Source organism: Nocardioides zeae (genome assembly GCF_030818655.1).
Taxonomy (GTDB): domain Bacteria; phylum Actinomycetota; class Actinomycetes; order Propionibacteriales; family Nocardioidaceae; genus Nocardioides; species Nocardioides zeae_A.
Genome location: NZ_JAUTAN010000001.1, coordinates 2,096,816 through 2,119,825, shown reverse-complemented (window position 1 = coordinate 2,119,825; position 23,010 = coordinate 2,096,816). Strand labels below are relative to the sequence as shown.

Annotated in this window: 20 protein-coding genes and 3 riboswitches; of the genes, 12 read left to right on the top strand and 8 right to left on the bottom strand. The window is 74.7% G+C overall.

Annotation, left to right across the window (positions count from 1 at the left end; all coding sequences use genetic code 11):
* Positions 1-10 precede the first annotated feature (10 nt).
* The 3 genes from QE405_RS10100 to bluB all read right to left on the bottom strand — a co-directional run bounded on the left by QE405_RS10100 (position 11) and on the right by bluB (position 4,035).
* Positions 11-1,561, bottom strand: coding sequence for a precorrin-2 C(20)-methyltransferase (locus QE405_RS10100; protein ID WP_307200291.1), 1,551 nt, complete (start codon positions 1,559-1,561; stop codon positions 11-13).
* Complete coding sequence (locus QE405_RS21065; protein WP_309630604.1) at positions 1,558-3,123, bottom strand: precorrin-8X methylmutase; 1,566 nt, start codon at positions 3,121-3,123, stop codon at positions 1,558-1,560. The genes QE405_RS10100 and QE405_RS21065 overlap by 4 nt, the downstream gene beginning before the upstream one ends.
* A 59-nt stretch (positions 3,124-3,182) precedes the next feature.
* Positions 3,183-3,362: riboswitch (cobalamin riboswitch) on the bottom strand.
* On the bottom strand, positions 3,358-4,035 hold the full coding sequence (bluB, locus tag QE405_RS10085; protein WP_307200289.1) for a 5,6-dimethylbenzimidazole synthase: 678 nt from the start codon (positions 4,033-4,035) through the stop codon (positions 3,358-3,360). Its footprint overlaps the riboswitch before it by 5 nt.
* A gap of 81 nt (positions 4,036-4,116) precedes the next feature.
* Positions 4,117-4,265, top strand: a riboswitch (cobalamin riboswitch).
* Between the two features lie 81 nt (positions 4,266-4,346).
* Between bluB and QE405_RS10080 the strand changes: the two genes are divergently transcribed.
* The 4 genes from QE405_RS10080 to QE405_RS10065 are packed head-to-tail and all read left to right on the top strand — an operon-like array spanning position 4,347 to position 8,027.
* Positions 4,347-5,444 carry an ABC transporter substrate-binding protein gene (locus QE405_RS10080; RefSeq protein ID WP_307200287.1) on the top strand — a complete coding sequence of 366 codons (1,098 nt, stop codon included), beginning with the start codon at positions 4,347-4,349 and terminating at the stop codon, positions 5,442-5,444.
* Positions 5,441-6,496, top strand: coding sequence for a FecCD family ABC transporter permease (locus tag QE405_RS10075; RefSeq protein ID WP_307200284.1), 1,056 nt, complete (start codon positions 5,441-5,443; stop codon positions 6,494-6,496). Before QE405_RS10080 ends, QE405_RS10075 begins: the two co-directional genes overlap by 4 nt.
* A complete protein-coding gene (locus QE405_RS10070) occupies positions 6,493-7,272 on the top strand; it encodes an ABC transporter ATP-binding protein (RefSeq protein ID WP_307200282.1) in 780 nt (259 codons plus the stop codon). Before QE405_RS10075 ends, QE405_RS10070 begins: the two co-directional genes overlap by 4 nt.
* Positions 7,269-8,027 (top strand): (2Fe-2S) ferredoxin domain-containing protein, encoded by a 759-nt coding sequence (locus tag QE405_RS10065; protein WP_307200279.1) that lies wholly within the window; start codon positions 7,269-7,271, stop codon positions 8,025-8,027. Before QE405_RS10070 ends, QE405_RS10065 begins: the two co-directional genes overlap by 4 nt.
* Here the strand turns inward: QE405_RS10065 and QE405_RS10060 are convergent.
* On the bottom strand, positions 7,984-9,309 hold the full coding sequence (locus tag QE405_RS10060; protein WP_307200277.1) for an ATP-dependent 6-phosphofructokinase: 1,326 nt from the start codon (positions 9,307-9,309) through the stop codon (positions 7,984-7,986). The two genes, QE405_RS10065 and QE405_RS10060, sit on opposite strands and share 44 nt — an antisense overlap.
* Positions 9,310-9,361: 52 nt before the next feature.
* Positions 9,362-9,481, top strand: a riboswitch (cobalamin riboswitch).
* 32 nt (positions 9,482-9,513) lie between these two features.
* On the opposite strand from QE405_RS10060, the gene cobN reads away from it, so the two are divergent.
* The 5 genes from cobN to QE405_RS10035 all read left to right on the top strand — a co-directional run bounded on the left by cobN (position 9,514) and on the right by QE405_RS10035 (position 16,267).
* Positions 9,514-13,146 carry a cobaltochelatase subunit CobN gene (gene cobN / locus QE405_RS10055; protein WP_307200275.1) on the top strand — a complete coding sequence of 1,211 codons (3,633 nt, stop codon included), beginning with the start codon at positions 9,514-9,516 and terminating at the stop codon, positions 13,144-13,146.
* Between the two features lie 7 nt (positions 13,147-13,153).
* Positions 13,154-13,924 (top strand): precorrin-6A synthase (deacetylating), encoded by a 771-nt coding sequence (cobF, locus tag QE405_RS10050; protein ID WP_307200273.1) that lies wholly within the window; start codon positions 13,154-13,156, stop codon positions 13,922-13,924.
* Between the two features lie 16 nt (positions 13,925-13,940).
* Entirely contained in the window at positions 13,941-14,579 is a 639-nt protein-coding gene (locus tag QE405_RS10045; protein ID WP_307200272.1) for a DUF6226 family protein, read from the top strand.
* 334 nt (positions 14,580-14,913) lie between these two features.
* The gene (locus QE405_RS10040; protein ID WP_307200270.1) at positions 14,914-15,447 is read left to right on the top strand and encodes a DUF6461 domain-containing protein; all 534 of its coding nucleotides are present in this window, start codon (positions 14,914-14,916) and stop codon (positions 15,445-15,447) included.
* A gap of 187 nt (positions 15,448-15,634) precedes the next feature.
* A complete protein-coding gene (locus tag QE405_RS10035; protein WP_307200268.1) occupies positions 15,635-16,267 on the top strand; it encodes an AAA family ATPase in 633 nt (210 codons plus the stop codon).
* Between the two features lie 68 nt (positions 16,268-16,335).
* On the opposite strand, the gene QE405_RS10030 is transcribed toward QE405_RS10035, so the two are convergent.
* Both QE405_RS10030 and QE405_RS10025 read right to left on the bottom strand, forming a co-directional pair.
* On the bottom strand, positions 16,336-16,521 hold the full coding sequence (locus tag QE405_RS10030; RefSeq protein ID WP_307200266.1) for a YbdD/YjiX family protein: 186 nt from the start codon (positions 16,519-16,521) through the stop codon (positions 16,336-16,338).
* Positions 16,518-18,695 (bottom strand): carbon starvation CstA family protein, encoded by a 2,178-nt coding sequence (locus tag QE405_RS10025; protein WP_307200264.1) that lies wholly within the window; start codon positions 18,693-18,695, stop codon positions 16,518-16,520. The genes QE405_RS10030 and QE405_RS10025 overlap by 4 nt, the downstream gene beginning before the upstream one ends.
* A gap of 82 nt (positions 18,696-18,777) precedes the next feature.
* On the opposite strand from QE405_RS10025, the gene QE405_RS10020 reads away from it, so the two are divergent.
* Positions 18,778-19,401 (top strand): HAD family hydrolase, encoded by a 624-nt coding sequence (locus tag QE405_RS10020; protein WP_307200262.1) that lies wholly within the window; start codon positions 18,778-18,780, stop codon positions 19,399-19,401.
* 83 nt (positions 19,402-19,484) lie between these two features.
* On the top strand, positions 19,485-19,886 hold the full coding sequence (locus QE405_RS10015; RefSeq protein WP_307200261.1) for a cold-shock protein: 402 nt from the start codon (positions 19,485-19,487) through the stop codon (positions 19,884-19,886).
* A gap of 31 nt (positions 19,887-19,917) precedes the next feature.
* Here QE405_RS10015 and QE405_RS10010 read toward each other — a convergent pair whose 3' ends face one another.
* Positions 19,918-21,591, bottom strand: coding sequence for an MFS transporter (locus tag QE405_RS10010; protein WP_307200259.1), 1,674 nt, complete (start codon positions 21,589-21,591; stop codon positions 19,918-19,920).
* 158 nt (positions 21,592-21,749) lie between these two features.
* Here QE405_RS10010 and QE405_RS10005 point away from each other — a divergent pair, with 158 nt between their 5' ends.
* A complete protein-coding gene (locus QE405_RS10005; RefSeq protein ID WP_373459457.1) occupies positions 21,750-22,604 on the top strand; it encodes a DUF3027 domain-containing protein in 855 nt (284 codons plus the stop codon).
* A 7-nt stretch (positions 22,605-22,611) separates the two neighbouring features.
* Here QE405_RS10005 and QE405_RS10000 read toward each other — a convergent pair whose 3' ends face one another.
* Positions 22,612-22,944: a DUF2530 domain-containing protein gene (locus tag QE405_RS10000; RefSeq protein ID WP_307200256.1), complete on the bottom strand. Its 333-nt coding sequence runs from the start codon at positions 22,942-22,944 to the stop codon at positions 22,612-22,614.
* Between the last annotated feature and the right edge of the window lie 66 nt (positions 22,945-23,010).

The following is a 23,010-nucleotide window of genomic DNA, read 5'->3' as shown; positions in this document are numbered from 1 at the left end:
CGGGACCGGCTCAGCCCACCGTCCGCGGCGTCCAGACGCGGCCGTGGTCGACCCGGGTCGACGTCGCCCCGACGATGAGCAGGCACTTCATGTCGACGGTCGTCGGGTCGAGCTCGCCGAGCGTCGTCACGCGCAGCTCCTCCTCGTCGCGGCCGACGTCGCGGCCGACGACCACGACCGTGGCGGGGTCGCGCACCTCGAGCAGCACCTTGAGCGCGTCGCCCAGCTGGTCGGGACGGCTCGCCGAGCGCGGGTTGTAGATACCGAGCACCAGGTCCGCCTCCGCGACCGCGCGCAGCCGCCGCTCGAGCACCTCCCACGGCTTCAGCCGGTCCGACAGGCTGACGACGGCGAAGTCGCCGCCGATCGGCGCCCCCGCGCGGGCCGCCACGGCCTGCACCGCCGAGACCCCCGGGACGACGCGGACGGGCACCGCGGCGTACGTCGCGTCCTCGGCCGCCGCCGCGACCTGCGCCTCGAGCACGGCGGTCGCCATGCCGAAGACCCCGGCGTCCCCGCCCGAGACGACGGCGACGCGCTCGCCGCGGCGCGCCAGGTCCAGCGCGAGGCGGCCGCGATCGACCTCGACGGTGTTGCCGCTCGCGTGCCGGGTGAGGCCCTCGCGGTGGGGGACCCGCTTGACGTACGGCGCGTACCCGACCACGTGGTCCACTTCGGCGAGCACGGCGGAGGCCTCGGGCGTCAGCCAGTGCGCGGGGCCGGGGCCGAGGCCGACGACGACGACCTCGGCGGGCGCGTCCACCGGGACCGCCTCTGCCGACGGCGAGGCCGTCGCCGCCTCGCCCGTCCGGCGTCCGACCCCCTGCAGGGAGTCGCCCGCGACGACGATGAGCGAGAAGTACGGCACGCTGTCGGGGTCGACGTCCGCGACCCGGAGGTGGCGCTCGGTGTCCATGGAGGCCCGCTCGACGTAGACCGCGTGCTCCAGCCGCCCCGCCGTCGCCAGTGCCCGCCGCACGGTCGGGAACCGCCGACCGAGCTTCATGATGATCGCCCCGTCGGTGTCGGCGAGGCGCCGCGCGAGCTCCGTCTCGGGCAGCGTGCCCGGGAGGATCGTCAGCACGTCGGTCTGCCGCACCAGGGGCGAGGCGATCGTGGCCGTGGCGGCGGCGAAGGCCGGCACGCCGGCGACGACCTCGGTCTCGAAGCGCTCCGACAGGGCGTCGTGCATGTACATGTACGACCCGTAGAACATCGGGTCGCCCTCGGCCAGCAGCACGACGTCGCGACCGGCCTCGAGGTGGGCGGCCAGGCGCGCCGCTGACTCCAGGTAGAAGTCGGCCATCGCCCCGGCGTACCCGCCCGGGTGGTCGGTGCCGCCCGTCGTGACCGGGTAGACGAGCTCCTCCTCGACGGCGGTCGGCGGGATCAGCCCCGCGGCGATGCGCCGCGCGTTGGACTGCTTGCCGCGGCCCGCGTGGAAGGCGACGACGTCGGCCGCGCCGATGAGCCGGGCGGCCTTGAGGGTCACGAGCTCGGGGTCGCCGGGACCGACGCCGACGCCGTAGAAGCGACCGGAGGTGGGGGCCGGGGTGCTCACTCCGCCTCCTGGGCGATCGCGTTGAGGGCCGACGCGGTCATGGCGGAGCCACCGCGACGGCCGTGGACGGTGAGGAACGGGATGCCGTGGGCCGCGGCGTACTCCGCCAGCGCCTCCTTCGACTCCGCCGCGCCGATGAAGCCGACGGGGCAGCCGACGATCGCGGCCGGGGGAGCGCAGCCGTCGGCCAGCATCTCGAGCAGGTGGAACAGCGCCGTCGGTGCGTTGCCGATCGCGACGACCGAACCGGGGATGCGGTCGGCGAGCACGGACAGCGCCGCGGCGGACCGGGTCGTGCCCCACGCCCGGGCCAGGCCCGGCACCCGCGGGTCGTGCAGCGCGCACAGCACCTCGTTGTCCGCCGGCAGACGGCGGCGGGTGACGCCGGAGGCGACCATGTGGGCGTCCGCGACGATCGGCGCGCCGGCGGCGAGGGCGCGGCGGGCGGCACCGACGAGGTCGGGGGAGACCACGACCATCGGGGCGAGGTCGGTCTGGCCCGTGCCGTGCACCATGCGCACGACGACGCGCTCGGCGTCGGACGGCACGTGGGAGAGGTCGGCCTCGGCGCGGATCGTGGCGAACGAGTCGACGTAGATCGCCTGTCCGTCGCCCTCGTAGGGATAGCGACGCGTGGGCCGCACCGGCTCCTCCGGCTCGTCCGCGTCCGGCACGACGGGCGCACCCGCACCGGGCAGGAGCAGCGAGCGCCACGGCGTCACCACGACGCGGGCGTCGTCGGCCAGGCCGTCGAGCAGGATCGCGAGGGTCCCCGGCTCGAGGCGCCCGTCGGGCACCTCGACGTGCCGGTGGAGACCGGCGGGGGTGTCGAGCTCGCCGTACGCCGGCGGTTCCGTCGCCGCCGGGAGCCGCGGGTCGGGCGGGGATGCCGGGAGCCCCGGCACGACGAGGGCCGCGGGCAGCTCGTCGACGTGCCACGGCGCCTCGGTGCCGAGGTCGAGCGCGGCGCGCGCGGCGCGGAACGCGTGGGCCACCCGGACCATCGCGGGCACCGCGTCGCCGACCGGGACCACCGGGCCCCACGTCGTGCCCCAGCGCAGCTGGACGGTGTCGCCCCCGAGGGCCACGAGGCCGACGTCGGCGCCGCGGGCCAGCACGTCCCCCCGGCCGTCGTCGAGCACGAAGAGGAAGCGCGCCGAGAGGTCGGCGAGGTCGGCGTCGGCGCGGACGGCGGCGTCGAGGTCGGCCGCCACCCCGCGGAGGTCGGCGCGTCCACCGACGAGCCCGGTGAGGGGCGAGACCAGGACGTTGCGGACCAGCTCGTGGCTGGGCGAGGGCAGCAGCCCGGTCGCTGCGAGCGCGCTGACCACGTCGGCGGGCAGCACGTCGCCGACCAGGGGCAGCGCCCGCACCTGCACGTTGGCGCGGCGGGTCAGGTGGAGGTCCCCGTCGCCGTACGTCGCGGAGACCGCCGCCAGTGCGCGCAGCTGCCCGACGGTCACGGCCCCGCCCACGAGGCGCAGGCGCACGAGCCCACCGTCCTCGGCGGGCCAGGGACGGGAGACGCCGGGACACAGGTCGGTGCGGGTGCGCGTGGTCATGCGGGTCCTCGCTGGTCAGCGGGCCCGTGCGCGAAGCCCGTCGTCCTCGACCGGGTGGCGGCTGCCGCCCGGTGCCAGCAGGTCTTCGGACTCGGGGTCGTCCGAGCGGAGCGCCTTCCCGGAGGACCCTCCAGTGGCTGCGTGCCCCGCCCGTCGCCCACACCGCTGCGCGTCAGTCCCGGACTCCCACCGGGTTCCCTGCCCCCTCGCGGGGGTCGACTGGCGGCGGTGACCTTACCAACCGTCCTCGGTGACGAAGTCGGCGAGCGGTCGCGCGATGGTCCACCCGTCGAGCTCGAGGGCCGGCCGGTCGGGGAACGCGGGCACCGGACCGAGGCACAGCACCGCCACCGGCTCGGCCCCGGCGGGCATGCCGACCAGCTCCGCCAGGGCATCGGGCTCGAACAGCGAGACCCACCCCATGCCGAGACCCTCGGCGCGGGCGGCGAGCCACAGGTTCTGGATCGCGCAGGAGACCGACGCGAGGTCCATGTGGGGCATGGTGCGCCGGCCGAACACGTGCGGCTCGCGGCCCTCGCGCAGCGCCACGACGAGCAGCTCCGCGCACTCCCGGATCCCCTCGACCTTGAGCCGCAGGAACTCCGCCGCGCGCTCGTCCAGGGCCGCGGCGGTGGCGCGGCGCTCCTCGTCCACGAGGGCGTGGATGCCGCTCCGCAGCTCCGGCGAGGTGATGCGCACGAAGCGCCACGGCTGCATGAGACCGACGCTCGGCCCGGCGTGCGCGGCGGCCAGGAGGCGGGCGAGCACCTCGGCGGGCACCGTCGCCCCGGGCAGGAACCGGCGCATGTCGCGCCGCTCGCCGATGACGCGGTAGACCGCCGCACGCTCGTCGGCGGTGAAGGCGTGGGGCGAGACCGGCGCCGGTGCGGGGGTGGGGTCCGAGGGCGTCACGGCGGGCGAGGCTAGCCGCTGGCCGTCGTGCGACGTACGCCACACGACCCACGACGGCCGCGTGCTGCTAGGTTCCGGAGCGCCAGTCGTGCTCACGCAGAGCCAGGGAACCCGGTGCGAATCCGGGACTGACGCGCAGCGGTGAGGGTGACGGGCGGGACACGCGCCACTGGGCCCCGGCCTGGGAAGGCGTCCCGTCCGGACGAGCCCGAGTCCGAAGACCTGCTGGCCGCGGCGTCCGCGTTCCGAGCGGGCCGTCGCGTCACCTGTCCTCCTGGCTCCGCGACCGAGCCACGACACGAAGGATGGCCATGCCCACCCCTGCCCGCACCCTGCCCACCCGCACCCTGCCCACCCGCGCCCTGCCGGCGCTCGTCGCGACCCTCGTCGCCGCCCCGCTCGTCCTCACCGGGTGCGCGGCCTCGGAGGCCGAGGACGCGTCCGGCTCGGTGACCCTGGAGAACTGCGGCGAGGAGGCGTCCTACGACGCGCCCGTCGAGCGGATCGTGGCGACGAGCAACTCCGCCAACGTCGGGACCCTCCTCCGCGTCGGAGCGATCGACCGGATAGCGGCGATGTCGCTCAGCGCCGGCAACGACGCGCTCATGGACGCCCTCTTCGACGTCGAGGTCGGCGACGTGCCGCGGCTGGTCAGCCCGATCTCGATGGAGGCGGTCGTGGGCGCGGAGCCCGACCTGCTCGTCGGGTCCTACTCGGGCCTCTTCTCGGGCTCGTCCGGTGTCACCCGCGAGGACGCCGCGGAGCGCGGCATCCCGACCTACGTCATCTCCGACTCCTGTCGGCAGGACCCCGCGGCGGGCGCCTCCTCGGCCCTCGGCACGATGGATCCCTGGGACGCCGTGCGCGCGGACCTCGAGAACTACGGCGCGCTCACCGGCAACGAGGACGAGGCCGCCGCGGCCCGTGCGGAGCTCGACGAGCGCCTCGCCGCCCTGGCCGACGCCCCGCGCGGCGACGCCCCGCCGAGCGTCCTGCTCTTCGACTCCGGCGAGACGGACCTCTACACGTCGGGTCGCAACGGCCCGCCCCAGGGGATCATCGAGGCAGCCGGCGCGACCAACGTCTTCGACGACGAGGACACGACGTGGTTCCGTGCCTCGTGGGAGGCGGTCGCCGAGCGCCAGCCCGACGTCATCGTGGTCATGGACTACCGCAGCGACGCGGCCGACGAGGTCGAGCAGAAGATCGCGACGATCCGGGACCAGGCGGCGCTCGCCGGTTCCGCCGCGGTCGCGGAGGACCGCATCATCGTGCTTCCGCTGGCGCTCTTCACGAGCGGCTACGGCAACGTCGAGGCGGCGGAGCAGCTGCGGGCCGGCCTCGAGCGGCTCGGCCTGCTCCCCGACTCCGGGATCACGGGCACGATCGACCTCGACGCCCTCCCGTGACGGGCGCGGCGACCGAGGTCGCCCGCCGTGTCCCCACCGGGCCGCTCCTGGTCGTCGCCGGTGCGGCGCTGCTCGTCAGCCTGCCGGTCGCGACGGTGTGGGGCACGACGACCCTCGACCTCGGCGTGGTGGTGGACGTGTGGCGGGCCCGGCTCGGCGGCGCGCCGCTCGCGTCGTCGGCGGACACGATCGTCTGGAACATCCGGGCGCCCCGGGTGGTGCTCGCCGCCCTCGTCGGCGCCGCCCTGGCGGTGGCCGGGACGGTGGTGCAGACCCTCGTGCGCAACCCGCTGGCCGACCCCTACCTCCTGGGTGTCTCCGCCGGGGCGAGCGTCGGGGCGACCGCCGTGCTCACCCTCGGCGTCCTCAGCGTGCTGGGCACGTGGGCGCTCACCGCGGGCGCGATGACCGGCGCGGTGCTCGCCGCCGTCGTGGTCTTCGGGGTCACGCTCGCCCAGGGCGGGCTGACCCCGCTCCGGCTCGTGCTGACCGGCACGGTGCTGGCGTCCGCGTTCTCCGCGACGGCGAGCTACCTGGTGTTCCGCAGCGACGAGCCGCAGGTCGCGCAGGGCGTGCTGTTCTGGCTGCTCGGCTCGCTGGCGCGGGCGGCGTGGGACCAGCTGCTGCTCCCGGCGGTCGCGCTCGTCCTGGCCGTCGTCGTCCTCGTGGCCGTGCGCGGCTGGCTCGACGGGTTGCTCGCCGGGGCGGACGTCGCCCGTGCGCTCGGGGTGCCGGTACGCCGGCTCCGCGTGGTGCTCTTCGTCCTGCAGGCCCTCCTGGTCGGGGTGACGGTCGCGGTCGCCGGGGGGATCGGCTTCGTGGGGCTCGTGGTGCCGCACCTCGCCCGCATGCTCGTCGGCCCCCTGCACGGGAGGGTGCTGCCGGTCGCCGCCGTGCTCGGGGCCCTGTTCCTCGTCTGGGTCGACGTGGCCGCGCGCGTGCTGGCGCCCCCGCAGGAGATCCCGCTGGGCGTGGTGACCGGCATCGTGGGGGCGCCCGTCTTCCTGCTCCTGCTCGGGCGTCGTCGCTACCGGTTCGGGGGCGAGTCGTGAACGCCCCCGTCCTGGCGGCCCGCGGCATCGCGTGCGGGCGGGGACGACGCCCCGTCCTGACCGACGTCCACCTGCCGGTACGCCGCGGCGGCAGCCTCGCGCTCGTGGGCCCCAACGGTGCGGGCAAGTCGACGCTGCTGCGCGTGCTCGCCGGGCTGGACGTGCCGCACGCGGGGGTCGTCGAGCTCGACGGGCGACCGCTGCGCGCCGTACCCGCCCGGGAGCGTGCCCGGCGGCTGGCCGTCGTCGCCCAGCACGAGCTGCCCCCGGCGGACCTGCAGGTGCGCGAGCTCGTCGCGCTCCGCCGGTTGCCGCACCGCTCGCCGTGGCGCTCCGACGACGGGGACGGGCACGCGGACGCGGCGCTCGAGCGCCTCGGGCTCGGTCACCTCGCCGGGCGGGCCGTCGACCACCTGTCGGGTGGCGAGCTGCGCCGGGTGCTCGTCGCGCGCGCCCTGGCCCAGGAGGCGGACGTGCTCCTCCTCGACGAGCCGACCAACCACCTCGACCTGCGCCACCAGCACGAGCTGCTCGCCGCGGTGCGCGACCTGGGGGTCACGGTGGTGGCCGCGATCCACGACCTCGACCTCGCCGGTCGCTACTTCGACGACGTGGCCGTCGTGGACGCCGGCACCGTGTCGGCGCCGGCTCCGGCCGCGGACGTCCTCACTCCCGCCCTGCTCGCCGACGTCTTCGGCGTGGCCGCCGTGCGGCTCCAGCACCCGGTCACGGGACGCTGGCACCTCGTCGTCGACCCCCAGGAGAGCCCACGATGACCGCACCTCAGGCCGGACCGACGACCGACCCGGTCCTGCTCGTCGGCATGTCGGCCCGCGAGGCCGCCGCACCGGACCGGATGGGGGCGATCGCCGCCGCGCTGGGAGCGGAGGTGGCGCACCTCCAGGTGGGCGACCCGTCGCTGTCGGCCGCGCTGACCCGGCTGGCGGACGCCGGCGCCACCCGGGTCGTGCTGCTCGGTGCGAGCCTCGGCACGCTGGCGCCGGCGAACTCCTGGCTGCGCCGCGTCGCCGCCCACTGGTGGCGCGAGCGGGGCGAGGCCGGCGAGCACCGCCCGGAGGTGGCGGTCGCGACGACGCTGGTGCGGGACGAGTCCGACCTCGAGCGCGGTCCGCTCGACGTCACCCGCCCGATCCACGGCAACGAGGCGGGCCTGACCTCCGACGCCTGGGAGGACGTGCCCACCCACCGCCACCACGTGCTCGTCTGCCGGGGACCGCGCTGCAGCGCGCGCGGCGCCGACCGGCTCGCCGAGGTGCTGTCGGGCCACCTCAAGCGCGAGGGCATCGGGGACGACACGGTCCTCGTCACGGGCACGGCGTGCCAGTTCCCCTGCAACCAGGCGCCGCTGGTGACGGTCCAGCCCGACGACGTCTGGTACGGCGCGGTCCAGCCCGACGACGTACCGGAGCTGGTCGCGGAGCACCTGCTCGCCGACCGTCCGGTGGACCGCCTGCGGCTGCCGCGGGTCAGGTCATCGACAGCGGCTGGGCCGTCGACTCCAGCACGCTGAGCCACAGGTCGCCGTCGGGGGAGACGTTGTGGGCGCGCTTCGTGACGGCCGGGATCGGCACGTTCACGAAGCGGTGGCGGCGGCGTCCGACGACCATGTCGGTGCGTCCCGACATGGCGGCGTGCACGGCGGTCTGGGCCAGCCGCGCGCAGTAGACGGCGTCGGCGGGGTCGGCCGGCACGGAGCGGATCGTGTAGCCGGGGTCGAAGTAGCGCAGGGTGACCACCTCGTCGCGCTCCGCGTAGTCGGCGCGGATGCGCTCGAGCACGTAGCGCGCCGGGTCGACGAGCACGGCGTTGCCCGAGGCGTCGGTCGCGCCGCCGGCCGCCTCGGCCAGCAGCTCCTGGGCGGCGCCCTCCGCGACCACGATGACGGCGTACCCGCGGTCCGCCACGCGGCGCCGCAGGTGCGCGAGCAGGCCGTTGGGGCCGTCCATCGCGAACGGCACCTCGGGGATGAGCACGAAGCTGGCCGTCTGGGCGGCGAGAGCCGAGTAGCAGGCGATGAAGCCGGCGTGGCGCCCCATCGTCTTGACGATGCTGACGCCGTTGACCGCCGCCTGCGCCTCGACCTTCGCGGCGGTGATCGACTCGGCCGCCTTGGCGAACGCGGTCTGGAAGCCGAAGCTCTGGCCGATGTGCGGGATGTCGTTGTCGATGGTCTTCGGCACGCCCACCACCGCGATCTCGAGCCCGCGGCGCTCGATCTCCTCGTGGATGACGTGGGCGCCGCGCATGGAGCCGTCGCCGCCGACCACGAAGAGGATGTCGATGTCGTGGCGCACGAGGGTGTCCACCATGACACCGGGGTCGCGGGCGCCGCGCGAGGAGCCGAGGACGGTGCCGCCGCGCTCGTGGATGTCGGCGACGGACTCGCGGGTGAACACGACCGGCTCGAGGCCGGACTCGGGGTCGAGGCCCGCGTAGCCGTTGCGGAAGCCGAGCACCTCGGGCACGCCGTAGTGGTCGTCGAGCGCCCGCACGACCGCCCGGATGACGTTGTTGAGCCCGGGGCAGAGACCGCCGCAGGTGACGATCGCGGCACGGGTCGTGCGCGGCGGGAAGAACAGCCGGGCGCGGGGACCGCCGGCCTCGAAGGTCGCGATCTCCTCCCACGGCACGTCGCGGCCCTGCACGAGCTCGACCGTGTCGTCCATGAGGATCCGGTCGCTCTCGGCCACGTAGTACTGGTTCGTCGCCCGGCCCTCGACGTACGAGGCGAGCGGGGAGTCGAACCTCGGCGCACCGAGGGTCTTGACCTGCAGGTCGGCGAGGGTCACCACGGGTCGTGACCCTATCGGGCGGCGAGCCTTCCGGCACGGTGGCCTAGGCTGCCCCCGACCTTCCGCCGACGGACCCAGGAACCCGGTGCGACTCCGGGGCGGTTCCGCCACTGTGAACGACGTCGCGACGTGCGGCGTCCAGCCAGACACTGACCGACGGCGGTCCGATCCGACGGGGCGAGAACCCCGAGGAGGAGCTCCGCCGTGCCGCGTATCGCGCTCGTCTCCACGTCCGACACCGACCTGCTCTCGGCCCGCGCCAGCGGCGTCGACTTCGTCGTCGCCAACCCCTCGCGCCCCGCCCACGAGGGCATGGGCGCCGAGCTGGCCGCCGCCGACCTCGTCGTGGCCCGCATCCTCGGCGGGCCCGACGACCTCTGCAGCGGCTTCCGCCGCGTCGTCGGCACCGGGGTGCCGACCGTCGTGCTGGGCGGCGAGCAGGTGCCCAACGCCGCGCTGATGGAGCGCTCGACGGTGCCCGTGGGCGTGGCGGCCGAGGCCCACCGCTACCTCGCCGAGGGCGGCCCCGAGAACCTCGCGCAGCTCCACGCGTTCCTCTCCGACACCGTGCTCCTCACGGGTGAGGGCTTCGAGCCGCCGGTCGTGCTGCCCGCCTGGGGCTGGGCGGAGCGCCCGCACGCGACCCCCACGCCGGACGGTCCGCGGGTCGGGATCCTCTACTACCGCGCCCACCACGCCTCGGGGAACACCGCCTTCGTGCACGACCTCGCCGACGCGGTCGACGCGGCGGGCGGGGTCGGCCTGCCGGTCTTCTCCTCGTCGCTGCGCACGGCCCCCGACGCGCTCTACGACGCGCTCGGCTCCCTCGACGCCCTCATCGTCACCGTCCTCGCGGCGGGCGGCTCCACGCCGGCCGGCGCGAGCGCGGGCGGGGCCGACGAGTCGTGGGACGTCGAGCGGATCGCCGCGCTCGACATCCCGGTGCTCCAGGCGCTCGCGCTCACGAGCAGCCGCGCCGAGTGGGAGGCGTCCGACGACGGCGTGACCCCGCTCGACTCCGCCACGCAGATCGCGATCCCGGAGTTCGACGGCCGCATCATCACGGCGCCGTTCTCGTTCAAGGAGGTCGACGAGGACGGGCTGCCGCGGTACGTCGCGGACGCCGAGCGCTGCCGCCGTGTCGCCGGCATCGCGACCGCCCACGCGCGTCTCGGCCGCACCGAGGCCGCCGAGAAGCGGTTGGTGCTCATGCTCTCGGCGTACCCGACCAAGCACTCCCGCATCGGCAACGCCGTCGGCCTCGACACCCCGGTGTCGGCCATCCGGCTGCTGCGCGCGCTCCGCGCCGAGGGCTACGACCTGGGTCCCGCGGACGGCGAGATCACCCGCCTGCTCGACCTGCCCGACGAGACGGCGGCGGGCGACGCGCTCATCCACGCCCTCATCGCGGCCGGCGGCCAGGACGAGGAGTGGCTGACCAACGCGGACCTGACGGACGCGCACGTGCGGATCACGCCGGAGCAGTACGCCGCGTGGACCGCCGACCTGACCCCGACGCTCCGCGAGGAGATCGAGCAGGCGTGGGGCCCGGCGCCCGGCAAGCTCTTCGTGAACGACGACGGCCACGTCGTGCTCGCCACCCTGCGCGCCGGCAACGTCGTGCTGATGATCCAGCCGCCCCGCGGGTTCGGGGAGAACCCGGTGGCGATCTACCACGACCCGGAGATGGCGCCGAGCCACCACTACCTGGCGGCGTACCGCTGGATCGCGGCCCCCCAGGCCGACGGCGGCTTCGGGGCGCACGCGGTCGTCCACCTCGGCAAGCACGGCTCGATGGAGTGGCTGCCCGGCAAGAACGCCGCGCTGTCCGCCGACTGCGCGACCGACGCGGTGGCGGGCGACCTGCCGCTGATCTACCCGTTCCTCGTCAACGACCCGGGCGAGGGCGCGCAGGCGAAGCGCCGTGCCCACGCGACGATCGTCGACCACCTCGTGCCGCCGATGGCCCGGGCCGAGGCGTACGGCGACATCGCGCGGCTCGAGCAGCTGCTTGACGAGTACGGCAACATCGCCGCGATGGACCCGGGCAAGCTGCCCGCGATCCGGGGCGAGATCTGGACCCTCATGCAAGCCGCCCAGATGCACCGCGACCTCGGGCTCGACGAGCGTCCCGAGGACGACGACTTCGACGACTTCCTGCTCCACGTCGACGGCTGGCTCTGCGAGGTCAAGGACGCCCAGATCCGCGACGGCCTCCACGTGCTCGGTGGTGCCCCCGAGGGCGAGGCGCGGGTGAACCTCGTGCTGGCGATCCTGCGGGCCACCCAGGTGTGGGGCGGCCAGGCGGGCGCCGTACCGGGTCTGCGGGCGGCCCTCGGCCTCCCGACGGGTGCCGGCAAGGAGCCGAGCACCGCGGAGGTGGACGCCGTCGAGACGCGCGCCCGGGCCCTCGTGCTCGGCCTGGAGGAGCGGGACTGGGACCCGGCCGCCGTGCCGGAGGTCGTCGGTGCGCTCGAGGGCGACGCCGACCCCGCGGTCGCCCAGGTGCTGACGTTCGCCGCGACCGAGGTCGTGCCGCGCCTGGCGCGCACGACGGACGAGCTGACGGCCGTGCTGCACGCCCTCGGCGGCGGCTACGTGCACGCGGGCCCGTCGGGCTCGCCGCTGCGCGGCCTCGTCAACGTGCTGCCGACCGGCCGCAACTTCTACACGGTCGACCCCCGCGCCGTACCGTCCCGGCTGGCCTACCAGACCGGCGCCGCGATGGCGGAGTCGCTGCTGGCCCGCCACCGCGAGGACACGGGGGAGTGGCCGGCCTCCGTCGGCCTCTCCGCGTGGGGCACCTCGGCGATGCGCACGAGCGGCGACGACGTGGCCGAGGTGCTCGCCCTCCTCGGCGTGCGCCCGACGTGGGACGAGATGTCGCGTCGCGTGAACGGCCTCGAGCCCGTGCCGCTCGACGAGCTGGGCCGGCCGCGCATCGACGTCACGCTGCGCATCTCCGGCTTCTTCCGCGACGCGTTCCCGCACGTCGTGGAGATGCTCGACGACGCGGTGCGCATGGTCGCCGAGCTCGACGAGCCCGCCGAGCTCAACTTCGTGCGGGCCCACGCCCAGGCCGACCTCGCGCGCCACGGCGACGAGCGGCGGGCCACGACCCGCATCTTCGGCTCGGCGCCCGGGGCGTACGGCGCCGGGGTGCTGCAGGCCATCGAGTCGGGCAACTGGCGCACCGACGACGACCTGGCGGAGGTCTACACGGCGTGGGGCGGCTTCGCCTACGGCCGCGACCTCGGCGGCGTCGCGGCGACCGAGGACATGCAGGAGAACTACAAGCGCATCGCGGTCGCGGCGAAGAACCTCGACACCCGCGAGCACGACATCGCGGACTCGGGCGACTACTTCGAGTACCACGGCGGCATGGTCGCCACCGTCCGTGCGCTGACCGGCACGGCACCGCGGGCCTACGTCGGCGACTCGACCTCGCCCGACGCCGTCCGCACCCGCTCGCTCGCGGAGGAGACGGCCCGCGTCTTCCGGGCCCGCGTCGTCAACCCGCGCTGGATCTCCGCGATGCAGCGCCACGGCTACAAGGGCGCCTTCGAGCTCGCGGCGACGGTCGACTACCTGTTCGGCTTCGACGCGACGGCCGGCGTGGTGCGCGACGACATGTACGAGTCGCTCGCCCGCGCCTACGTGCTCGACGAGGACGTGCAGGCCTTCCTCCGCCAGTCGAACCCGTGGGCGCTGCGCGGCATGGTCGAGCGGCTCTCCGAGGCGGCCGACCGGGGCATGTGGGCCGAGCCGGACCCCGAGGTCGTCGCGGCGATGCAGCAGGTCTACCTCGAGGTCGAGGGCGAGATCGAGGACCGGTGAGCCAGCCGTGAGCCCGCGCCGCCTCCACGTCGTCGGCCTCGGCTGCGGCGACCCCGCCCAGCTGACCGGCCAGGCCGTCGCGGCGCTGCGCGGGGCGGCCTACGGGCTCGCGCCCCGCAAGGACCGCGGGTCCGGTGACGACCCGCTCCTCGCCGTACGGCGTGCCCTCCTCGCCGAGGTCGCCCCCGGTCTGGAGGTGGTCGAGGTCGCCGACCCCGAGCGCGACCGGTCGGCGCGGGTCGTGGGTGACGCCGCGGCGTACCGGGGTGCGGTGGCGGACTGGCACGCGGCGCGGACGTCGGCCTACGAGCGTGTGCTGCTCGAGCGCCCCGGCGACGTCGCGCTGCTGGTGTGGGGGGACCCGGCGTTCTACGACTCGACGCTGCGGATCGTCGACGCGGTGCTGGCGCGGGGGGCCGTGGTGGCCGAGGTGGTCGTCGTGCCGGGCATCTCGAGCCTGCAGCTGCTCGCGGCTGCGCACCGGATCGTGCTCCACGAGGTGGGGCAGCCGATCACGGTCACCACGGGCCGCCGGCTGCGCGAGGCGGTCGACGCCGGCGCCGACAACGTGCTCGTCATGCTCAACGCCTCGCTGGAGCTGGACGGGCTCGAGGACTGGACGATCTGGTGGGCGGCCAACCTGTCCGCGCCCAGCGAGCGGCTGGTCGCGGGGCGTGTCGGCGACGTGCTCGACGAGGTGCTGGCGGCGCGGGAGGCGGCGAAGGCCGAGGCGGGGTGGATCATGGACGCCTACCTGCTGCGGGCGCCGGCGGGCTGAGGACGGAGGAGGAGCGGTGAGCGACGACGCGGAGCGGCTCGCCCGGCTCGTCGCTGCCGTCGACGCGGTGTACGCCGCCGATCCGCGCGCTGCGACGTGGCCGCCGCCGTGGGACGGCGGCCCTCCGGAAGACACCTACAGCCGGGTCACGCGTCCGGAGCGCTACCGCATCGTCGGCGCCCGGGTCGAGGCCTGGTGCCGGGTGCTCGTGGAGGCAGGGCTCGCGGTCCGGGAGACAGCGGTGGCGCCCTGGGGCTGGCGGCTCACGAACGGACCGGAGGACCTGACGCGGTTGCGGCCGGTCGTCGACGGCGCGGTGCCGCTCCTCCTGGACGTGGGCTCGACCGACGTGCCGGGTGACCACGTGCAGATCGGCGTCGGGGAGCCTGCCGTCGAGGTCGCGATGGTGCCGCCCTGCGGGTGCGATGCGTGCGACGACGGCTCGGAGGAGCTGCTCGACGCCGTCGACCTGCGGATCGGGTCGACGGTGGCGGGCGTGCTGGTGCACGAGTCCGGCCACGGGTGGTCGCGGACGGTGACGATCGGGGGGTGGTCCACGACCAACGCCGACCGTGCTGATGTCGAGCGGGCGGAGGCGGCACGCACGGGCCACCGGCCGTGGCGCACCGTCGCCGGGCCCGCGTGGTGGAGCTGATCCGGCCTGCTCGAGAAGGGGTCACGAACGACAGCGGATCCGGCCCCGGCGATGTCGTCCGTGCCCCTTGGTGAGATCCGCGGGCTCGGGGCGCAAGGCGTGGTCTCATCCTCGAGAAGTTCTGCGGAACAGACGCAGTCGTCAGCCTGCCGGGAGTGCATCCGTTCCACAGGACTCCAGCGGTAGGCCGGTCGCCCCCCTTCCGCGCGGCATGATGCCTGCCAGACGATCAGCAGGAGGTGCCGTGCGGACACGAGGGACGGATGAGGTCGAACGTCTCGGTGAGCTCACGACCCAGTGCGACGCGGCGTGCTTGACGGTCGTACCCGCGTCGATGGGTCTTCCAGCCCTGGCGGCGCACTGGAGGATCGACATCGACGCGCCGGTCGAGGTCACCCCTGACGGCCCCCCGTACGACCCGTCCGGCCGTTCCTTGCACGGCTATGTCTGGTTCATCCAGGTCGGGCACCAGATCCTCGTCGTCGAGGAGAACGGTTTCACGGGCGACCAGGACGAGCTCCTGGCGCGTCTCAGTGAGGAGTCGGGTGGCGCGCGCGTGGCATCGGCCTTCTGGAACGTCAACGCGGTGGTCAGGTTCGGGGCAGCCGAGGGAGGGCGCACGATCGTCCCGTCGGAGGAGGTGCGCTACGGCGAGCCCACGCCACCGGAGGCCGCGGAGCTCGACGACCTGCTGGCCCCGTTCCGCGCGTTGCCGGAGCCGCCAGAAGAGGGACCGTGGACCAACCCTGACGTCGGTCCCTCCTGGGAAGGCACCGCCGTGGCCATGCTCCTGCGATGGACCGGGATGACGTTGCCCGACGACCTCTTCGATCTCGAGGCGCACACGGTCTACCTCTGGTCCAGGTGAACACCGGGGTCGTGGAGAAGGGGTCACGGACGACGCCGCATCAGCCCCGGCGACTGTCGTCCGTGCCCCCTTTTCCGGACCCGCCCTCGCGCCACCTTCACAGCACCCCCCGACGCCTGTCTCAGCGAGCCTGAAGGATCACCCGGCACCGTCGAGGGCACCCGCCCCCGCCGACCGAGGAGCCCCGATGACGCCGTTCCCCGCCCCGCACGACCCCACGACGGGGACCACCCCCCACAGCGACCTCGTCGTCGTCGGCGGCGTCCCGGGCGCCGGCAAGTCGACCGTCATCGCGAGCGTCGCGCAGGCCCCGGGCGTCGCCGCGCTCGATCCCGATCACCTCCGCGCACCGGTCGCGCGGCGCTGGCCGGCGGTGCCGCCGCGGGCCTACCGCTGGGCGATCCACACCGTCCACACAGTCCTCGTCTGGGCGGCGGTGCTCACGGGTCCGCGCCTCCTCCGGCACTGGCCGGGCCGCGCGGCCCGGGTGCTGCTCGTCCACGAGACCGCGATCCGTCGCACCCGCCGCCGCCTGCTCCTCCGGGCGGCCGTACGGCGCGGCTGGCGCCCCACCCTGCTCCTCGTCGACGCCACCCGCGACGAGGCCATCGCCGGGCAGCAGGCCCGTGGACGCGTGGTGCACCCGCTGGCGTTCGACCGGCACTGGACGCGCTGGACCGACCTGCGGTCCACGCAGATCCTCCGCCAGCTGGACGGCGCCGAGGAGCCCTGGGACACCCGCCTCGCGCCGCGCGGCTTCGCGCTCCCGGTGCTCGTCGCCACCGTCGGCGTCGGGGCGCTCACCGCCCAGGCCGCCTGAGACGGTCGTGGCCCCAGCGCCACGGAAAACGGTGCGCTGGGGCCACGACCCGGATCGAGCAGGAGAGGTCAGCAGCACCGCCCCTGCGCGGAGTGCTCGCGCAGGTGGTCGCGGTGCCGCTCGAACTCGCGCCGCGACATCGGCGCGGTGCCGTCGGCGGCGCAGCCCGCGACGTACGCGTCCCAGCGGGACTCGCCGCTGAACTCCCGGAGGTACCAGCGCACCCCCGCCACCGCGCGGCGCAGCGCGCTCACGACCGCGTCCCCACGGTCGAGCGCTCGGCCTCCCACGCGGCGAGCTCCGCCTTCTCCTCCTTCGTCGCCACGAAGTCGGCGGGCGCGACGATCTCCGACGGCACGGCCGGCACCTCGGTGGTCGGCAGCGAGCCCGCGCGCACCGCCTTCACCCAGATGAGGATCGCGTTCGCCACGATGACGATGACCAGCAGCGCGAAGGTCGCCTGCAGCACACCGTTCGTCGTCGAGTTCCGGATGATGACGTCCATCTGGTCGGCGTTCGTCGCCGCGCCCCGGAGCTCCCCGGCGTCACGGGCGGTGCGGGTCGCGTCGGCCTGTGCGAAGTACCCGATCGCCGGGTTGTCCGAGAACACCTTCTGGTACGACGCGGTCATCGTCACCACGAGGTCCCAGGCCAGCGGGATGCCGGGCACCCAGACCCACTTGAGCCAGCCGTGCTTGAGGAAGAGGGTCACGCACAGGGTGAGCGCGATGGCCGCGAGGAGCTGGTTGGCGATGCCGAACAGCGGGAACAGCTGGTTGATGCCGCCGAGCGGGTCGGTGACGCCGACGTACAGCATGTAGCCCCAGCAGGCCACGACGGCGGCCGAGGCGCCCCAGGCGGCGGGCTTCCACGACGTGTCGCCGAACTTGGGCCAGACGTTGCCGATCGTGTCCTGCAGCATGAAGCGGCCCACGCGCGTGCCGGCGTCGACGGCGGTGAGGATGAAGAGGGCCTCGAACATGATCGCGAAGTGGTACCAGAAGGCCGCCAGGCCGCCGCCGAACGCGGTGTCGAAGATCTGCGAGATGCCGAAGGCGAGCGTCGGCGCGCCACCCGTGCGCGAGATCAGCTCCTCCTCGACGGAGGCCGCCGCCGCGTTGAGCGCGTCGGGCGTGATCGAGAAGCCGAGCGTCGCCACGAACTCCGAGGCCGACGCGGCGTCACCGCCGGTCGCGCCGACGGGGGAGTTCATCGCGAAGTAGAGGCCCGGGTCGATGACGCAGGCCGCGATGAGGGCGGAGATCGCCACGAACGACTCCATGAGCATGCCGCCGTAGCCGATCATCTTGACCTGCCGCTCCTTGGCGACGAGCTTCGGCGTCGTGCCCGACGAGATCAGCGCGTGGAACCCGGAGAGGGCACCGCACGCGATGGTGATGAAGAGGAACGGGAAGAGCTTGCCCGCGAACACCGGGCCCTCGCCGGACGACGCGAACGGCGTCACCGCGTCGGTCGACAGCACCGGGTTCGCCAGCACGAGGCCGACGGCGAGCAGCACGATCACGCCGACCTTCATGAAGGTCGACAGGTAGTCGCGCGGCGTCAGCAGCATCCACACCGGGAGGATGGAGGCGACGAAGCCGTAGCCGACGAGCAGCAGCGTCAGCGTCTCCTTGTCGAGCGTCAGCGCCTCGCCGAGGCCCCAGCTCTCGACGTACCCGCCGCCGATGATCGCGAGCAGCAGCAGCACGACGCCGATGGCCGTCGTCTCGAGCACCCGCCCGGGCCGCAGGTAGCGCAGGTAGAACCCCATGAAGAGCGCGATCGGGATGGTCAGGCCGATGGAGAAGACACCCCACGGCGACTCGGCGAGCGCGTTGACCACGACCAGCGACAGGACCGCCAGGATGATGATCATGATGGCGAAGACGGCGATGAGCGCCGCGGTGCCGCCCACGACGCCGATCTCCTCGCGGATCATCTGGCCGAGGCTCTTGCCGTCGCGCCGCATCGAGAAGAACAGCACGACCATGTCCTGCACGGCGCCGGCGAAGATGACGCCGACGATGATCCAGATGGTGCCGGGCAGGTAGCCCATCTGCGCGGCCAGCACGGGACCGACCAGCGGACCGGCGCCGGCGATCGCGGCGAAGTGGTGGCCGAAGAGCACGCGACGGTCGGTGACCTCGAAGTCGGCACCGTTCTCGAGCCGCTCCGCGGGCGTGGCCCGGCGGTCGTCGAGCTTCAGGACCTTGCGCCCGATGAACCGGGCGTAGAACCGGTAGGCGATGGCGTAGGAGGCCAGTGCGGCGAACAGGATCCAGAGCGCGGAGACCTCCTCGTCGCGGCTGAGGGCGAGCACCGTCCAGCAGGCGGCGCCGACGACGGCGACGAGCACCCAGACGGCGATGCTCGCGGGTGATGGTCGGGACGAGCGGGACGGAGGGGCGGCGGTCGACGTCGACATGGTCACTCCCGAGGGGCCGGTGAAGGGGACAGAGCACGCTACCCCGTCCCCGGCGCCGCGGGAGCGTCCCTAGGCTGGCGGCGTGGCTGCCCCTCTCGTCGTCGGTTTCGACCTCGACATGACCCTCATCGACACCGTGCCCGGCTTCGCCGCGACCCTGGAGGCCCTCGGGGCCGAGCTGGGCGTCGAGCTCCCGATCGCCGAGCTCACCGAGCGGCTCGGGCCGCCCCTCGACGCGATCCTCGGCCCCTACCTGCCCGCCGACCGGCTCGCCGAGGCCGGCGACCGCTTCCGCGCGCTCTACCCCGACCTGGCGGTCACGAGCGTCCCCGTGCTGCCCGGCGCGCACGAGGCGCTCGCCGCCGTGCGCCGCCACGGCGGCCGGAACCTCCTCGTCACCGGCAAGTACGCCCCCAACGCCCAGCGCCACGTCGACCACCTCGGTCTCGACGTCGACCACCTCGAGGGCTGGGTCTGGGGCGTGCTCAAGGGCCGGGCGCTGCGCGAGCACGGGGCGCAGGTGTACGTCGGCGACCACGTCCACGACGTCGAGGGCGCCCACGCGGCGGGCGTCACCAGCGTCTCCGTGCTGACCGGCGGGTGCGACGAGGCCGAGCTGCGGGCCGCCGGCACCGACGTGGTCCTGCCCGACCTCCGGGCGTTCCCCGCCTGGCTGGACGAGCACGTCCTCGGCCTCACCGGATAGGCTCGGGGGTGCGGCCGGGCTGGTGTGCCCGGCTGCTGTGCGTCCCGGGCAGTCCCGGGTGAACTCGAGAGGGGTGGACGACGGTGCCGACCGGCAAGGTGAAGTGGTACGACGCGGCGAAGGGCTTCGGGTTCCTGTCGACCGACGCCGGGCAGGACGTCCACGTCCGGGCCGAGGCGCTGCCGGCCGGTGTCACCACCCTCAAGGCCGGCACCCGCGTGGAGTTCGGCATCGCGCAGGGTCGCCGTGGCGACCAGGCGCTGCAGGTCCGGCTGCTCGACGCCCCGGCCTCGGTGTCCCGCAACGTCGCCCGTGCCGCCCGCAAGAAGCCCGACGAGATGACGACGATCGTCGAGGACCTCATCACGCTGCTCGACCGGGTCGGCGAGACCTACCGCCACGGCCGCCACCCCGACGCGCGCACCGCCGCGCCGACGGCGAAGCTGCTGCGCGCGCTCGCTGACGAGCTCGACCGCAGCGCCTGACCCGGCGCCCCCGCAGCCGTACGACGCGGCCTCAGCGCGCGTCGTACGGCTGCGTCGGCACGTCGGTCTCGTACGGCGCGGTCGGCGCCGGCCGCGGATCCGGAGTCGGACCCGGACCCGGGGCCGGCGGAGGCGTCGGAGCGGGTGCAGCGGCCGACGGACCGACCCGCTCCCGGCGGCGGCTCGACGCGTCGCGGGCGCGCGTGCCGAGCACGAAGACCGCCCAGGCGACGAGCACGGCCGCGGCGATCCAGAGCCCGAGGTTGCCGGGGTCGAGGGGCACGGCGATGCCCACGAAGCCGCCGATCACCCACGCGAACTGGAGCATCGTGTCGGACCGGGCGAGCGCGCTCGTGCGCACCCGCTCGTGCACGTCGTGCTGGATGGTGGAGTCCAGCGACAGCTTCGACAGCGACTGCGCGAGCCCCGCGGTGAGGCCGAGCAGCGAGAGCGTCAGCACGCCGTAGAAGAGCGCCGCCGTCGTCGCCATCGTGGCCGCCGCGACGAGCGCGAGCACCACGGTGATGGCCGGGTTCACCTTCTTGAGCATCGACGCGAGGGCGATCCCGAGGGTGTTGCCGAGACCGGCGGCGCCGACGACGAGCGCGAAGAGCACCTCGGTGCGCCACCCCTCGAAGGGGTTGGTGGTCAGCAGGAACGCCATGAACATGGTGAGGAAGCCGGACAACCAGCGGGGTCCACAGTTCGCACGGAGCGCGAACGCGACCGAGGCCGGCATCCGCAGCGCCGCGCGACGCCGGTTGCCGGGGTCCTTGGCCATGCTCTGCGCCGAGTCGTCGGTGCGCAGCGAAAGCCGGGTCTCGCCCGCGTCGGAGTCCACCCGCGCGGGCAGCAGGATGGCCAGCACCGTGGCGACGATGAACACGACGAAGGCGTAGCGCAGCGACCACTCGGCCCCGGCTAGCGAGGCGAGGCCCGCGAAGGGGGCCGACACGGCGGCGCCCACGACGCCCGCCAGCGACACCCGACCGTTCGACTTCACGAGCGTCAGGCCGGTCGGCACGAGCCGGGGGACCGCGGCGTTGCGGGCCACGCCGTAGGCCTTCGACGACACGAGCACACCCAGTGCCGCGGCGAAGAGCCACGTCGACTCGGTCGCCACGGCCCCGGCCAGCACCCAGCAGAGGAAGGCCCGGATCGCCATCGTGCCGCCGATCGCCCAGCGCCGACCGTGGCTGAACCGGTCGAGGAACGGTCCGATCAGCGGGGCGACGATCGCGAAGGGCAGCATGGTGAGCCCGAGGAACAGGGCCACCTGGCCGCGGGCCTCGCCGGTGGGCACCTGGAAGAACAGCGTGCCCGCGAGGGAGATGGCGACCGCGGCGTCGCCGGCGGCGTTGACGGCGTGCAGCTCGATGAGCCGGGAGAGCCCGCTGTCGCCCGCGCCCTCGGCGTGCGACGCGCGGCGCGCCTGGAGGAACGTGAAGCGGCCGAACCGGCCGGTGGCCCGGGCCACGACCGCCACGCCGTGACCGGTCGCCTTGGCGGTGCGGGCGGCGATCTCCGCCGGCCGCGTCGCCTCGCCCGGTCCCGCGGCCGCGGGGGGCGGCGGGAGCGGTCCCGGACCCGGCGGGGGGTCGGGCCGGGGGTCGGGCCGGGGGTCGGGCCGGGGGCCGGGCTCGTGACCGGGCGGGGAGCCGTGCTCGGGACCGGGCGGGGGCGGGTCGCCGTACGGCGTGCTCATGGCGGAGCCCTCCTCGTCAGGACCGTCGGGCCGCCGCGACGGGCAGCCGCGACGGGATGCGCGTCTTGGCGCTCCATCCTGCCACCTGCTCGGGTGGGGCGGACGGTCGTGACGCCCCGCCGGGACACGGGCGCGCGGGATGCGTCATGATCGGACCCGTGAGCACGACCGCACCCTCGCAGGCCCAGGAGCACGAGCCGTCCCACGACGCGTCGCACGAGCCCGCCCGTTCCCGGTCGGTGGACGGCGCGCTGGCGCGGGCCGTCGACGTCGCTCGCGCCGCGCTGCTCGAGCAGGTCCCGGCCTCGGACGTGGGGGACCACCTCGGCGCCGTCGCCGAGGGCGACCGCGTCGTCACCCACTCCTTCGGCTGCAGCCGGGCGGGCTACCGGGGCTGGCGCTGGTCCGTCACCATCGCCCGCGCCTCCCGCCAGCGCACCGCCACCGTGGACGAGGTCGTCCTCCTCCCGGGCGACGAGGCGATCGTGGCGCCGGCCTGGGTGCCGTGGCACGAGCGGGTCCGCCCGGGCGACCTCACCCCGGGCGTCCTCCTGCCGGTGGACGAGGACGACCCGCGTCTCGTTCCCACCTACGCCTTCGGCGACGACGTCGACGAGACGCTCGACGCCACCCTCGACGAGGACGACCGCGGCCAGGTGCGCCGCGTGGCGAAGGAGCTCGGCCTCGGCCGCGTGCGCACCCTGTCGGTGGAGGGGCGCGACCTCGCCGCCGAGCGCTGGTACGAGGGCGACGGCGGCCCGGAGGCCCCCATCGCGAAGGCCGCCCCCGACGCGTGCACGTCGTGCGGCTTCCTGGTCCGCCTGGCCGGTCCGCTGTCCACGATGTTCGGCGTCTGCGCCAACGGGAACGCCAACGACGACGGTCGTGTGGTCTCGCTCGACCACGGCTGCGGCGCCCACTCCGAGGTGCGGATCGCGCGGAAGAACCTCCCGGCCCCGCTGCCGGACCCGGTGGTCGACGAGCTGACGCTCGACGACCTCGAGCGCTTCTGACCCGGGCTCAGTCGCCGGTCGGCGCGGTCCCGGCCTCGGCGGGGTCCACGCCGTCGGTCGCGCCGCCGGCGTCCACCCGCGTGCGGCGCCGGCGCCGGCAGTACTCGAGGCCGAGCAGCCCGAGGCCCAGCCCGGTGAGGCACGTCCACAGCACCCAGACGTCGTCCGACTCGGCGAGCCGGGAGTAGAAGGGGAGCAGGGCCACGAAGGCCAGGCCCCACAGCGCGCAGCCGATCTGCACGGTCCACACGCCGTCGACGTCGAGAGGCTCGACGTCGGCCACGATGTAGGTGCGCCGCCCGATCGCGTGCTGGGCCGGCTGGTCGTCACGCAGTTCCACGCCCGCCAGGGTAGGACATGCCCGACCGCCGAGGAATAGTTGCCCAAGGTAATGAGTTAGGCTCAA

Excerpts from the sequence above, each read along its gene's own strand:
- QE405_RS21065 (WP_309630604.1), bottom strand. The coding sequence starts at position 3,123 with ATGACCACGCGCACCCGCACCGACCTGTGTCCCGGCGTCTCCCGTCCC.
- QE405_RS10080 (WP_307200287.1), top strand. The coding sequence starts at position 4,347 with ATGCCCACCCCTGCCCGCACCCTGCCCACCCGCACCCTGCCCACCCGC.
- QE405_RS10065 (WP_307200279.1), top strand. The coding sequence starts at position 7,269 with ATGACCGCACCTCAGGCCGGACCGACGACCGACCCGGTCCTGCTCGTC.
- QE405_RS10040 (WP_307200270.1), top strand. The coding sequence starts at position 14,914 with ATGGGTCTTCCAGCCCTGGCGGCGCACTGGAGGATCGACATCGACGCG.
- QE405_RS10035 (WP_307200268.1), top strand. The coding sequence starts at position 15,635 with ATGACGCCGTTCCCCGCCCCGCACGACCCCACGACGGGGACCACCCCC.
- QE405_RS10025 (WP_307200264.1), bottom strand. The coding sequence starts at position 18,695 with ATGTCGACGTCGACCGCCGCCCCTCCGTCCCGCTCGTCCCGACCATCA.
- QE405_RS10010 (WP_307200259.1), bottom strand. The coding sequence starts at position 21,591 with ATGAGCACGCCGTACGGCGACCCGCCCCCGCCCGGTCCCGAGCACGGC.